Origin of the sequence: Nocardia brevicatena NBRC 12119 (assembly GCF_000308495.1) — a bacterium.
GTDB classification, from domain to species: domain Bacteria; phylum Actinomycetota; class Actinomycetes; order Mycobacteriales; family Mycobacteriaceae; genus Nocardia; species Nocardia brevicatena.
The window spans coordinates 12,957-25,770 of sequence record NZ_BAFU01000093.1 but is presented as its reverse complement, the minus strand read 5'-3'; the positions used below and the strand labels follow the sequence as shown (position 1 = coordinate 25,770).

The 12,814-nt window shown below is 64.8% G+C and carries 11 protein-coding genes and 3 pseudogenes; 10 read left to right on the top strand and 4 right to left on the bottom strand.

The window, feature by feature from the left end; all coding sequences use genetic code 11:
• Positions 1–302 precede the first annotated feature (302 nt).
• On the bottom strand, positions 303–1,823 hold the full coding sequence (dnaA, locus tag ON20_RS25535) for a chromosomal replication initiator protein DnaA (protein WP_498043799.1): 1,521 nt from the start codon (positions 1,821–1,823) through the stop codon (positions 303–305).
• A 1,266-nt stretch (positions 1,824–3,089) separates the two neighbouring features.
• On the opposite strand from dnaA, the gene rpmH reads away from it, so the two are divergent.
• From rpmH to ON20_RS33420, 6 genes are all read left to right on the top strand, one after another.
• Entirely contained in the window at positions 3,090–3,233 is a 144-nt protein-coding gene (gene rpmH, locus ON20_RS25530) for a 50S ribosomal protein L34 (protein ID WP_040839468.1), read from the top strand.
• An 88-nt stretch (positions 3,234–3,321) separates the two neighbouring features.
• On the top strand, positions 3,322–3,732 hold the full coding sequence (rnpA, locus tag ON20_RS25525) for a ribonuclease P protein component (protein ID WP_040839424.1): 411 nt from the start codon (positions 3,322–3,324) through the stop codon (positions 3,730–3,732).
• Positions 3,729–4,172 (top strand): membrane protein insertion efficiency factor YidD, encoded by a 444-nt coding sequence (yidD, locus tag ON20_RS25520; protein ID WP_040839423.1) that lies wholly within the window; start codon positions 3,729–3,731, stop codon positions 4,170–4,172. The genes rnpA and yidD overlap by 4 nt, the downstream gene beginning before the upstream one ends.
• Positions 4,173–4,176: 4 nt before the next feature.
• Complete coding sequence (gene yidC, locus ON20_RS25515; protein ID WP_040839421.1) at positions 4,177–5,280, top strand: membrane protein insertase YidC; 1,104 nt, start codon at positions 4,177–4,179, stop codon at positions 5,278–5,280.
• Between the two features lie 88 nt (positions 5,281–5,368).
• Positions 5,369–5,920, top strand: coding sequence for a Jag family protein (locus tag ON20_RS25510; RefSeq protein WP_040839467.1), 552 nt, complete (start codon positions 5,369–5,371; stop codon positions 5,918–5,920).
• 731 nt (positions 5,921–6,651) lie between these two features.
• On the top strand, positions 6,652–7,176 hold the full coding sequence (locus ON20_RS33420; protein WP_157228987.1) for a hypothetical protein: 525 nt from the start codon (positions 6,652–6,654) through the stop codon (positions 7,174–7,176).
• Here the strand turns inward: ON20_RS33420 and ON20_RS39220 are convergent.
• Entirely contained in the window at positions 7,165–7,872 is a 708-nt protein-coding gene (locus tag ON20_RS39220; RefSeq protein WP_245547485.1) for a transposase, read from the bottom strand. The genes ON20_RS33420 and ON20_RS39220 overlap by 12 nt on opposite strands.
• Before the next feature lie 18 nt (positions 7,873–7,890).
• Positions 7,891–8,303 (bottom strand): annotated as a pseudogene (locus ON20_RS39215) (IS110 family transposase); the annotation flags it as partial.
• Between the two features lie 220 nt (positions 8,304–8,523).
• On the opposite strand from ON20_RS39215, the pseudogene ON20_RS34840 reads away from it, so the two are divergent.
• Positions 8,524–8,812, top strand: a pseudogene (locus ON20_RS34840) (IS30 family transposase); the annotation flags it as partial.
• 168 nt (positions 8,813–8,980) lie between these two features.
• On the opposite strand, the gene ON20_RS25495 reads toward ON20_RS34840, so the two are convergent.
• Positions 8,981–10,015: an IS110 family RNA-guided transposase gene (locus ON20_RS25495; RefSeq protein WP_040839419.1), complete on the bottom strand. Its 1,035-nt coding sequence runs from the start codon at positions 10,013–10,015 to the stop codon at positions 8,981–8,983.
• 343 nt (positions 10,016–10,358) lie between these two features.
• Between ON20_RS25495 and ON20_RS25490 the strand changes: the two genes are divergently transcribed.
• The 3 genes and pseudogenes from ON20_RS25490 to rsmG all read left to right on the top strand — a co-directional run bounded on the left by ON20_RS25490 (position 10,359) and on the right by rsmG (position 12,517).
• Positions 10,359–11,417: an IS110 family RNA-guided transposase gene (locus ON20_RS25490; protein ID WP_040839417.1), complete on the top strand. Its 1,059-nt coding sequence runs from the start codon at positions 10,359–10,361 to the stop codon at positions 11,415–11,417.
• A pseudogene (locus ON20_RS40335) lies at positions 11,418–11,586 on the top strand (IS30 family transposase); the annotation flags it as partial.
• Positions 11,587–11,773: 187 nt separating this feature from the next.
• Complete coding sequence (rsmG, locus tag ON20_RS25485; protein WP_051163313.1) at positions 11,774–12,517, top strand: 16S rRNA (guanine(527)-N(7))-methyltransferase RsmG; 744 nt, start codon at positions 11,774–11,776, stop codon at positions 12,515–12,517.
• The last annotated feature ends 297 nt before the right edge of the window (positions 12,518–12,814 follow it).

The following is a 12,814-nucleotide window of genomic DNA, read 5'->3' as shown; positions in this document are numbered from 1 at the left end:
GCACACTGTGCACCGATCCGTGGACAACTCGAGGATTCCTCGAGGAATCCACAAGGATTCCTCGAGGAATCCACAGCCCTGAGCCGGCAGAACCCCAGGTCAGCACCTGTGGACTACGGGGCCTGTGGATTCTGTGGACAACCGGCTGTGCACGAACGGCGGCGTCCTCCTCGGTCCGGCTGTGGATCAACCAGTGGACAACCGGTGGATTCCTCGAGGAATCCACAGCCCTGAAATAGAGAAAACCCCAGCTCAGAGCCATGCACAGGGTGTGAGCCGGGGTTGCTGTGGATGAATGCGGATCAGCGGGAGCGCTGTTTGATCCGGGCGGTGAGCTCCTGGACCTGGTCGTACACGCGGCGCCGCTCGGTCATCTCCTTGCGGACCTTCTTCTCCGCATACATGACAGTGGTGTGGTCGCGGCCGAAGGCCTGACCGATCTTGGGCAGCGACAGATCGGTGAGTTCCCGGCACAGATACATGGCGATCTGCCGTGCTTGCGCCAGCGGACGGGCCTTGCCGGGACCGACCAGCTCCTCCATCGTCGTATTGAAGTACTCCGCGGTGACGGCCATGATCGTGGCCGAGGTGATCTCCAATGCGGCGGTATCGGGCATCAGATCACGCAGCACCACCTCGGCCAGCGACTGATCCAGCGGCTGCCCGTTCAGCGAGGCGAACGCGGTGACCCGGATAAGCGCTCCCTCGAGCTCGCGGATATTGCGCTCCACCCGACTGGCGATCAGCTCCAGTACGTCGTGCGGTACGTCGAGGCGGTCCATCCGCGCCTTCTTGCGCAGAATCGCGATCCGGGTCTCCAGTTCGGGTGGTTGCACATCGGTGATCAGCCCCCACTCGAACCGGGTGCGCAGGCGTTCCTCCAGGGTGGCCAGCTGTTTGGGCGGGCGGTCCGAGGACACCACGATCTGCTTGTTCGCATTGTGCAGGGTGTTGAAGGTATGGAAGAACTCCTCCTGGATACCTTCCTTGCCCTCGATGAACTGGATATCGTCGACCAGCAGAATGTCGGTCTCCCGGTAGCGGCGTTTGAACGCCACCTTCCGGTCGTCGCGCAGACTGTTGATGAAGTCGTTGGTGAATTCCTCCGTGGACACGTACTTCACCCGCATCCCGGGGAACAACCGCTGTGCGTAGTGTCCCGCGGCATGAAGCAGATGCGTTTTGCCCAGCCCGGAGGCGCCCCACACGAACAGCGGGTTGTAGGCACGGGCGGGCGCTTCGGCAATGGCCACTGCGGCAGCGTGCGCGAATCGGTTGGAGGCGCCGATGACGAAGGTCTCGAAGGTGTACTTGGCGTTCAGGCTCGCCGACGAGGAAGTGATCGACGGCTCCGGCTTCTCCGGTGATTTGCCGAAGTAGGTGGGCCAGGAGCTGCGGACATTGACCACCGGTTCGTCGTCGAGGCCGTCGCGCCGCGGAGCGTCCTCACCCGAATCGCGTACCCCCTCGTGCATCGGTTTCGATGTCGTGTCGCGCGATGGCAGAGCGTCGGCGCCGAACAGCGATTCCTGCGCGGGGACGCTGTCGCGGCGCGGTGGAAGCGGGGGGTCGGGGCGGCCGGGGGGCACGGTGACGGAGTCGCCCGGTGTGGAGGTCGACTCCCGGTCCCGCTTCTCGACGATATGGTCGGGATATTCGCGGTACGTCGGATATCCCGGACTGCCGTAGTCGGACGCTGAACGAGGCTCCCGATCGGATCGGTAGCGAGCGGCGTACTCGCTCGGCGGGCCGTACTCCCGTGGCTCCGGGTACTCCCGTCGATCCGGAAATGACGGGGTCGATGGGTAGCTCGGCCCCTGCACGGCTTCAGGATCTCGTAGGTAGTCCGGATCGCGAGGGAACTCCGGATCGTGTCGGCGCTCCGCGGTGGCGGAGGGATACTCGCCCTCCTGCCGTGCCGCCGGGCCCACCGAGTAGTTCGTATCCGGGCGATCGGCCGCGGACTCGTGTCCGAGACCGGACGGGTATCGGATGGAGCCGGATATGGTTGCCGGTGCCACGGGAGACGGGAAATCCGGGTGGGTATCACCGGACCGCTCCGGCCGACTGGTCATCCTGGGGTTGCGAGGGGAACCGGCCGCCGGCTCGTGGGCCGGCGGGGTGGGTGCGGCGATCCGCACCCCTAGTCCCTCCACCTGGGGGCCGAGTCGTCGACCGAGCGAGCGCAGGATGGGTTCACGCAGATCGCGTTCGATGGCTTCCTGGGCCAGAGAGGACGGAACCGAGAGCAACGCGAATCCTTGCGCGACGGTCAGCGGTTTGACCAGTTTCAACCAGGCCTGCTGGGCCCTGCTCACCGGCGCGATAGCGCCGTCGGGTGAGCCGGTGGTCAGTTCGGCGACCACTTCCGGCCATATGGCGGCCAACACGTTCTGCTCGTCGTCCATGCACTATCCTCCCCGGGAGTCGGTCGATGGGCGCAGACGTCCGGGGCACGCGGTGCGTCTACCGTAGGTTCGCTTCAGTGATGCTGCGTACGTCCTCGTGACCCATGCCGGCCACGTCTGCCACTGTGCGGACGTGGCAACCCATGTGGGATGCTTGCCCGGACTCCCCGTATCCAGGCGGCGGCGTGGCACCATCGGACCTACGAATATGCCACTCACAAGTAATCCACACAATTATCCACAGATGTGGAGAACGCCTGTGGATTACTTATCGGCCCGGAACGGCCCTTCTCCTCGATCCCGTGTACGCCCCCACCTGCGAATCCGTGTCGGCACGGCGATCGGACGGTGATCTCGGCGACCTCAGGGGCCGACGTTCTCTCGGACCTCGACCGTCGGTTCGGTGGATTCGTGATCGATCGCCCCGGTTCGTGTGGCATCGGCCGGTATGATTGTCACCGTAGTGCATGTGAGCGGGCTCTCCCCTCGGTATGGGCGAGTTTGACCAGCTACCGGGCGATAAGTACTCTCGTACAGTCACCTCTCGGCGTGGTGGCTGTCCTGTGCTGAGTAGCTGCCCGTGCCGGCGGTTCGCCAGGACCGACACGCCGATGTTGACCTCATGAATCACCGAAAGCTTCGGGTGCCGCCGGGTACCCACCAACTCGAGGAGTGTTGACCGTGGCCAAGGGCAAGCGGACGTTCCAGCCGAACAACCGTCGTCGGGCGCGGGTTCACGGCTTCCGCCTCCGGATGCGGACCCGTGCGGGCCGCGCCATCGTCTCCGCGCGCCGCCGCAAGGGCCGCACCGCCCTCACGGCCTGATCGTCCCTCGAAATTCGGTGTCCGATGTCCGGCCCGCCGAACGCCGTAGTCCGCGCCGCTGATCGCTCACGCACCCCCGGATTCTCGGGTGCTTCCTGAGCCGTATCGGCTGCATCGCCGTGCCGACTTTTCTCGGACGGTGCGTCGCGGCCGGCGAAGCGGAAGGCGGGATCTGGTCGTGCACGCCCTGGTGCACCGGCCCGCTCCGTCGGCCGATGACGAGTCGGTGCGGGTCGGGGGCCCGCGATTCGGACTGATCGTCAGCAAGGCGGTGGGTTCCTCGGTGGTTCGACACCGAGTGGCTCGCCGCCTGCGCCATGTGTGCGCCGAAATCCGCGACGAGGTCCCGGCCGCCGTCGATATCGTCATCCGGGCTCTTCCGGGCGCGGCGGTCGCCGACAGTGCCGAACTTCGCCGCCAACTGCGTGGCGGACTGCGTAAACTGGATATCCGCGCCACTCCCACCGAACCCTGCGCCGAGGCGGGTGAACCGTTGTGAGCTTCGTATCGACAACGGCCCGATTACCGGCGAATATTCTGATCTTTCTGATCGAGCTGTACCGGACCTACGTATCCCCCACCCGACTGCCGGTCTGCCGATTCACCCCGACCTGCAGTGAATACGCGGTCACCGCGTTACGTACCCGTGGACTCGTCGTCGGTCTCGGATTGACGGTCGTGCGACTGGCCAAATGCGCGCCCTGGCACCCTGGTGGGTGGGACCCCGTCCCACCGCGGCGGAGCGACGGCCCCAGAGAAGACAGTTGGTACGACCACGCAGAGGTTGAGGAGCCGGCACAGCGGCGGGCGAGGCACCCCGACGAGCACGGGGACGAGGCAGCCACCGAATCGTCGTACGGACCCACCTCGGCGGCCGAGCCCAATGCTTGTAAAGGATCACCGCGTGTGATCGGCGACACGAACGACGGGAGTACATAGAGCCGTGCTCGACTTCATTTATTACCCGGTATCCGCGATCTTATGGTTCTGGCACCGGGTCTTCGGCTTCGTCTTCGGCGCGGACGACGGCCTGTCCTGGGCGTTGTCGGTGGTGTTTCTCGTTTTCACGCTCCGGTTGGTGCTCTACAAGCCGTTCGTGAAGCAGGTTCGTACCACCAAACAGATGCAGGAACTGCAGCCGCAGATCAAGGAACTGCAGAAGAAGTACAAGAACGACCGCCAGAAGATGGCGTTGGAGATGCAGAAGCTCCAGAAGGAGCACGGCTTCAACCCGCTGATGGGCTGTCTGCCGATTCTGGCTCAGGTGCCGGTCTTCCTCGGTTTGTTCCATGTATTGCGTTCGTTCAACCGGACCGGACACGGGCTCGGCCAGCTGGGGATGGATCCCTACACCAACGCGCACACCCCGAACTACATCTTCAGCGTGGCCGATGTGCAGTCGTTCCTGAGTGCCCGCATCTTCGGTGCGCCCATTTCGGCCTTCATCACGATGCCGACCTCGCAGCTGGAGGCGTTCGCCGATTACGGCGGCATGCCCAACCGGATCGGTATTGCCGCCGTCGCCATTCCGCTGATGATCATCGCTTCGATCGCCACCCACTTCAACGCGCGGGCCTCGATCGCCCGGCAGAGCGCGGAGGCGGCAGCCAACCCGCAAGCCGCTCTGATGAACAAACTGGCGCTGTGGGTCTTCCCCTTCGGTGTACTCGTCGGTGGGCCCTTCTTGCCTATCGCCATCCTGCTTTACTGGGTTTCCAACAACATCTGGACCTACGGACAGCAGCATCTGGTATTCGGCCGCATGGCCAAGGAGGAAGAGGCGAAGCGGCAGGCCAAGCTGGAGAAGCGGGCGCAGAACGCCCCCAAACCAGGTGCCAAGCCGATCGACACCAAGAAGAAGCAGACGGTGCAGCCGGAGAGCAACGGAACCGCGAGCGCCCCGGAGGAGACCGCCGCCGCGAACGGGGCGGCCACCACGGCGAAACCGACCACGGAGTCGGGCAGCAAGCAGTCGGGCCAGCGACGCGCGGGTGGCCAGAAGCGGCCGAGTAATCGCGGCCGGGCGAACCAGAAGCGCCGGCGCTGAGCCGAGGAACCTTATTCGCTGAGCATTGCCGATCGAGGGGCGGGCCGGATGGCCGGCCGGCACCCGACGAATGGATGAAGGAAAACACATGACTCTCGAGACAGATGGAGGGGACGCCACCGTGGCGACGACGATGGCGGACACCGGAGCCGATTCCGACGATATTGTCAGTGATACCGAGGAGGCGCTGATCGAGGAAGGCGAGATCGCCGGCGACTATCTCGAACAGTTGCTCGACGTACTCGACTTCGACGGCGATATCGATCTCGATGTCGAAGGCGACCGCGCGGTGGTCAGTATTGACGGCGGCCGGGATCTATCGAAACTGGTCGGCCACAGCGGCGAGGTGTTGGACGCGCTGCAGGAACTGACTCGTTTGGCCGTGCAGCAGGTCACCGGCGTGCGCAGCAAGCTCATGCTGGATGTGGCGGGATGGCGGGCCAAGCGCCGTGCGGATCTGAGCGCCTTGGGCGCCGCCGCCGCGCAGCGGGTGCTGCAAACCGGGAAACCGGAAGCGCTGGCACCGATGACGCCGTTCGAGCGGAAGATCGTGCACGATGCGGTCGCGGCCGTCGACGGCGTATCGAGCGAGAGCGAGGGTGTCGAGCCGAATCGTCACGTGGTGGTTGTGCCGGAGTGAATTCCTCCGGGAACCCCGACGCCTTTGCGTAATCGGATTCGGATAATGGAACAGGGCCTCGGTCTTCTCCGGTTCACGCGGTCGTCGCAGCACTCTCGGCGTGAGAGGTTGCGGCGACCGTGTCATTTTCGGAGGATGTGGCCCTGTTGGGTGACCGGCTGGTCGGGTTGGTCGGTGCCGGCGTTGCGGTAAGGGAAGCCGCCGTGGTGTTGGGATTCCGCGGGAACGGTGTTATGCGATCCTGCGGGCGAAGGGTGTTGCGCTGGGTAAGCCCGGGGTGCGATCCCGGTCGGTCGATCCCGTGCTGGTCCGGCGGGTGTTCGGTGAGACGGGATCGGTGAACCGGGCCGGCCGCTAAGGCCGCTGGGGTCGTGTTCTCGGCAGCCCGCCGGGTGCCGGTGGCGGATGGACTGTTCAGCGAGACCCAACGGTTAGTGGGAAGCCGGAGGCCCGGCGGCTCCTGGAACCGATCGCGGCCGGTCGGTCGATGCAGGAGGCCGCTGCCGAGGTCGGCGTGAACTACCGGACCGCCGAGGATTGGCGAGCGGGAATCCGCAGGTCGAACAATTCACAGATCCGACCCTACGGAACCGTGGTGATACCGGACCGGCACCCGTTACAAACATCCGGTGATCAAGTCTGTCGGTGCCGCTGCTGCGGTGAGCGGTGAGCGTTATCTGTCGTTGTAGGACCGGTTCGACACCGCCGACGGGTTATTGACCGGACAGACGGTGACCGCGACCACGGTCCGGATCGGTAAACACAAATCGATGGTGTCGCGGAAGACCCGGGCACAACACGTCGAAGGCCGCTACCTGCCCTATAGGTCGAACGAGCAGGCCAAAGCCGCGCGGGTGCGCCCGAAAGCATCGATGCTGGTGGTCAACGCCGCATTGCGGTGCGCTATTGCCGACGGGCTGTCCAGGCGGCGGTCCCCGGAGCAGGTCGCCAACCGGCTCCGCACCGACTATCCCGACGACGAGAGCATGCGGGTGAGCCACAAAACGACCTACCAGGCCCTCTACTGCCGGACCCGAGGCAGGCTCACACGCGAACTCGTCGCAGCCCTGCGGACCAGGCGGACCCGCCGCCGGCCGCGCCGGACACCGGATCGGCGCACCCACCGGTTCGCCGATCCGGTAATCGTGATCAGCGACCGGCCCGCCGAGGCCGACGACCGCGCAGTGCCCGGCCACTGGGAATCTCAATGGTGTTGTCAAGCGGCAGTTTTGATAGTTGGTGGTTCATCGGTATAGCAACGTTGATCGCGCACCAGCGCACGTCGACTCGGCGGCGGCCAGGGCGATGAGTGCTTGGGTGTGTCTTCGCCCGCGTGCACGTTTGTGCAGGTAGTAGTCACGGTTGCGTCCGGCGCGCATACTGCTGGTTTGTGCTGCCAGATAGAACGCGTGCCGCAGCGGTCGGCTGTAGCGGCGAGGACGGTGCAGGTTACCGGTTCGGCGGCCGGAATCATTCGGCATCGGCACCAGTCCGGCAGCGGCTGCAAGATGGCCGGCGCTGGGGAATGCGCGCAGGTCACCGGCAGCGGCCAGCAGCATCGACCCGAAACCGGGCATCGACTCGATGCTTGCGGCATCACGATGGCCGCGGAACAGCCTGGTGATCTGGGAATCCAGGGCGGTGATCCGCTCATCAAGGGCCAGCACGGCAGTGGACAGCTCGGTGATGATCCCGGCGGCGATGTCCTGGCCGGGCAGCACAACGTGCTGGGATCTGGCGGCGGCCACCGCGCGGGCAGCGAGCTGAGCAAAGTTACGAACCCGACGCCGTTGCAGCCGGCCGGCCAATCGAACCTGTCCGAGGCGACGGATCTGCTCCGGAGTGACGTAACCGGTGAGCAGCACCAACGCGCCCTTGCACGACGAATAGTCGAATCCTCGCTCCAGAAAGGGGAATACGCTGGTCATCACGTCGCGGAGACGGCTGATCATACGAATCCGATCAGCGATCAGGTCACTGCGGTGCCCGATCAGCAGGCCGAGGCTGCGTGTCAGGTCGGCGGTCTGGTCGATGACGGTGAGATCCCGGCGGATCCGAGCGGTCTCGGCGATGAGGAACGCGTCTTTCGCGTCCGTTTTCCTTCACCGACGTATGCGGCACTCATCGCCGTAACCATCCGGCCGGGCGCGTATCGGACCGGCTGACCCGCGCGAGCCGGCAGGGCCGGCAGCAACGCCGCGGGCGCGGCGATAACGTCGACAGTCCACACGATCTGCTGCGCGAGCGCGGTCACCGTTGTGATCGCTGCGGCGAGTTCGGCTTCATCGTTGACCAGTTTCGCTGACCACAGTTCGGTGCCGGCGCTGTCCACAACGCACACCCAATGGTGGGTCTTGGCGATATCGGCTCCGGCCCAAGCCATTTCACGCCCCACACTGACTCCCGATTCGTACTAGTTCGTCGCTACTGCCTGATCGACCCGGTGGAACACCTCGCCGACACATCCGTAACCGGCGACAAACGCGCATCTCAACCAGCAGCCAGGGCGCACAAGAGGACCGGGCGGACATTCCCGGTAAGTGACCGAACCGCAAGGCGATCTCAGCCACACCCGCCCTCTCGGGTCGCCGTTCAGTCTTACGGAAGGCGATTTGATCGTGGGCGCGGGACACAAGTCCGCGATGGGCACCCCCGTCGAACGGTCGCCCCGCTACACCATGCTCGTTCGTCCGCTCGGCAGCACGACGCCGAATCCGTCCGTGAGGGCTGATCGCCACCATCTCGACGTTGCCCGCTCACCTGCGTGGCTCGCTCGCCTGGGACCAAGGCGCCGAGATGGCGCGGCACAAACAGTTCGCCACGGCCACCGACATGGACGTCTACTTCTGCGACCCCGGCAGTCCCTGGCAACGCGGCACGAACGAGAACACCTATTGGTGCACAGTGGTTCATGCCGGACGGCTTCGACGGGAGTTGTTGCGGCCCAGGGCTGTTGGGTGACCCAGAGAACACGTGCCGCGAGGCCTTCCGTTGATATGTCCACGGCAGCCCGCAGGGCGGGAGCCCTGACCGGGAGTGACTTGATAGCGCCTCTGTGTGTCAAGCAGTCACGGCGAATGCATGTTGGCGATCTCTGATCATTCGACGGAAGACGACGTTGGCCAGACGACGTTTGAGGGCCCGACGAGCCTCGGCGGGTGTCTTACCTTCACCGAGTTTGCGCTGATAGTAGATGCGGCCGGGACCGGGATCGCGGCTTTGGCAGACAGCGATGGTGTGTAACACAGAGTTCAGTTGACGATTGCCACCGGTGTTGAGTCGGTGTCGTGTGTTCTCACCGCTGGATGCGGCGAGTGGGGCGGTTCCGGTGTAGGCGGCGAAGTGGTCAGCGGAAGGGAATCGGGTGATGTCCCCGATGTGCCCGAGGAGTTTGGCGGCCAGGACCCTGCCGATTCCGTGTATCTCGTGCAGGGTCGTGGGGGTGGCGGCGAGCGCATCACGCATCTGGGCTTCGTTGGCTTTGATGTTGGCGTCGATGCGCCGCAGGTCGGTGAGAACTTCCTTTGCCAGGTCCCGGCGGCACGCGTCGGTGGCTGTGCCGGGTTTGATTCGTCGCATCGCGGCCGCTGCCTTGTCCGCGGACAGTCCGGTGGGAACACCGCCGGGGATGAGTTCGCGCAGCAGCTGGTGCAACCGGTTGAGTACCCGTGTTCTCTCGCGAGCAAGGTCATCGCGGCGCTCGGACAACAATCGCAGGATCGTGGTCTGGTCTTCGCGGTGAACGTTGTGTAATCCGCTGTGGTACAAGGCTGTCAGCGCAACGGCACGGGCATCGTCGGGATCGGTTTTGCGTCCTCCGCCAGTGCTCAGGACACGGACTTTCATCGCGAGCGTGGAGGGAACATCGACGACGTCTTCGCCGCGCGCAGCGAGGATCTGCGCGATGCCGCGACCGAGCCCCTTGGCCCCCTCGATCGCATACCGTCGCTCAGGCCATTGCTCACCCCACTTGGTCATCTGGGTGGCGGTGCCGGCGTTGACCACGAACCGGTGGGAGGCAACAGTGACGCCGCTGTGGTCGATGACAACGGCGGTGAACGACGACTTGTGCGGATCGATTCCGATGATGACCACCTGGCAGTACTCCTGTTCCGTGGACGTGGAGGACGAGCGTCTGCGGTGGGCATCCTGACTTGAAGTATCCTCTTTCACGCCTCTGTCGAGCCACACCCCAGACGGGCGCCGACCGGCATGGCACGCTATCAGTGAGCCAACCTCCGAAGACGGCGGCAAGAAGCTTGCGAGCCTGCGCCGATCGGCACCCTGGACGTTACGAGACTGCAGATCCCGAATGCGTCCATCGGTGATCTAACAAGTCAGAAGCCTGCCGAGCCGTCAACTCGCAATAGGTCTGTCCCTGGCCAGGGCTCTCGCTTTGTCCCGTCGTCCGCGATTGGCAAGAGGAGAGGACCTCTCGATGGTGACAGTGGGAATCGACCCGCACAAGCACGTCCATGTCGCAGTGGCGGTCGACGCCGCCGGCAGCCGGATCGGCAAGCCGCTGACCGTGAAGAACGACGCATCGCTGATCGTCGCCCTGCTCAAATGGATCCGGTCGATCACCGACGCCGCACACATCACGTGGGCCATCGAGGACGGTCACGGCTTCGCCTGCCGCCTCGCCGATGGTCTGCTGTTGGCCGGCCACGAGGTCGTTGGGGTCCCGACCCGGCTGACCGCAGCACACCGGAAATTGCACGCTGCCATCGGAGCCAAATCAGGTCTCGTCGACGCCACCGCGGCCGCTCATGCCGCAATCGCGTCTCCCGCTCTGAACCGGCACCGCATCGACGAACGCGTGCGTGGGCTGCGAGTATTGATCGATTACCGCTCCGATATCATCAAGCGCCGCACCATGGCGATCAACCAACTCGAAAGCCACCTCCAGGTCTGGCTCGACCACACACCGGGCGACCTGGCCCGCAACAAGCCCTTGGTTGCGGTAACAGCGCTGGTGAACGCCGCCCGGTTGGGCACCCATGTCCATCGGGTCCTCACCGATATGATCTGCGAGATCACCGAACTCAACCGTCGCGTTCACGACCTCGACGCCACGATCAAGGACCTGGTCGGTCCGCTGGCACCGAACCTGCTGGATATCGTCGGGATCGGCCATACCTCGGCGGCGGTACTGATCGCCGAGATCGGGGGCATCACCCGGTTCCCGAACTCGGCCGAACTCGCCCGCTACACCGGTTGCGCTCCGATACCGGTCTATTCCTCCGACAACGAACGCCATCGCCTGCACCGCGGCGGCAATCGCCGCCTCAACAGTGTCCTTTACACCGCGGCCGTAGTGCAGAAACGGTTCCACCCGAACGCGCAGGCGCTACTCGCCCGGCACGAACCCACCAAAGGCGCTCGAGGCGCCCGCCGCATCCTCCAATGCCATCTCGTCGACGTCGTCCATCGCGCCATGACCGTCGACCAATCGGCCTGGCAGCACCACATCACCCGCTACCAACCCGCTGCTTGACATAGAAGCATCAACGGTCTGCTCCGCCGACACTTCCCCAAAGGCGCCGATCTGAGCGTTTACGGCCCGAAGACCTCGAGCACGTCGCTCAGGAACTCAACGGCCGCCCACGTAAATGCTCGGCTGGGATACCCAAGCCGAGCGCCTTCGTGATCTACTCACCACCTAGCAGTGCAGGCAGTATTGCGACGACTCTTGAATCCAAGCTTCGGACCGGGGCCCTGTTCCATTCCGGCCGTCTCGAGATTGCCCGGTCGCGGCTATTAGGGTCTTCTCTATGTCCCGGCAGTGGCTGCCGGGCCGACCCCTGACTCATGGCGCAGATCCGATTCTCCTGAGCCCGACCATTCGGAAGGATGTTTCACGTGGAACCTGACCTCGGCGGAGCGACCTCGGCGCCGGAGCCGCCGGCCGCCGCGGCGACCGTGTTCGGTCCTCGGCTCGAACTGGCGCGGCAATACTGGACAGCGCTCGCCACGGGGGGAGTGGAACGAGGGCTCATCGGCCCGCGCGAGGTGCCGCGTCTCTGGGATCGGCACATCATGAACTGCGCTGTGATCGGCGAACTCATCACCGAAGGCGCGACGGTCGTCGATATCGGTAGCGGCGCCGGCCTACCTGGTATCCCGCTGGCCATGGCTCGCCCGGATCTGCGGATAACGCTGGTGGAACCGCTGCTCCGTCGGACCATCTTCCTGAAGGAATTCATCGAGGACGCCGGACTCGGTATCACCGTCGTACGCGGGCGCGCGGAACAGTCGGGTGTCATCCGCGAAGCGGGTGGTGCGGATGTCGTAACCTCACGTGCGGTCGCTCCCCTGGCAAAGCTCGCCCAGTGGTCACTCCCTTTGGTTCGGCTCAATGGCCGGATGCTGGCTCTGAAAGGTGAGAGTGCCGCGGAGGAACTGGAGCGCGACCGAGCAGAGGTGGAGCGTGCCGGCGCCGGGCATCTTGCGGTGGTGCGGTGCGGTACCGGACTCGTGTCCACACCGACGGTCGTAGTGTCGGCGGAACGTGTGCGGCGCTCCGAGCGGGCGCCGAAGCACGGCGGATCACGACAGGGGCGACGAACCGAGCGAAGCGGCCGGAAGGAGTTCTGACCGAAGCGGTCCGTTCGTGTATGGCAGCGTGCGCCGGAATGCGCATTGCGTCGAGTGTGGTTGTGGGTTCGGGACAGTCCGGACAAAGGGGGTGCGGCACGACCATGGTTCTGCCGAGCCGCAGCAGTGGGTGTTTCATGTGAAACTTGGATGGAAAGCGAACATCGGAGCGCCTGACTGAGTCTCATCTGCCTCTCATCCCCTTATCGGCAAGCATTACGCCGACGAGCGCACCCGCTGCGAGGCTGCCCGCACCGCCACCGCAAGACCACGCAACGAGACCACGCAACGTCCGAG

Bases quoted from the DNA above. Each gene is read 5' to 3' on its own strand.
- ON20_RS25490 (WP_040839417.1), top strand. From the start codon at position 10,359: ATGGTGACAGTGGGAATCGACCCGCACAAGCACGTCCATGTCGCAGTG.
- ON20_RS25510 (WP_040839467.1), top strand. From the start codon at position 5,369: ATGACTCTCGAGACAGATGGAGGGGACGCCACCGTGGCGACGACGATG.
- rsmG (WP_051163313.1), top strand. From the start codon at position 11,774: ATGTTTCACGTGGAACCTGACCTCGGCGGAGCGACCTCGGCGCCGGAG.
- ON20_RS39220 (WP_245547485.1), bottom strand. From the start codon at position 7,872: ATGATCAGCCGTCTCCGCGACGTGATGACCAGCGTATTCCCCTTTCTG.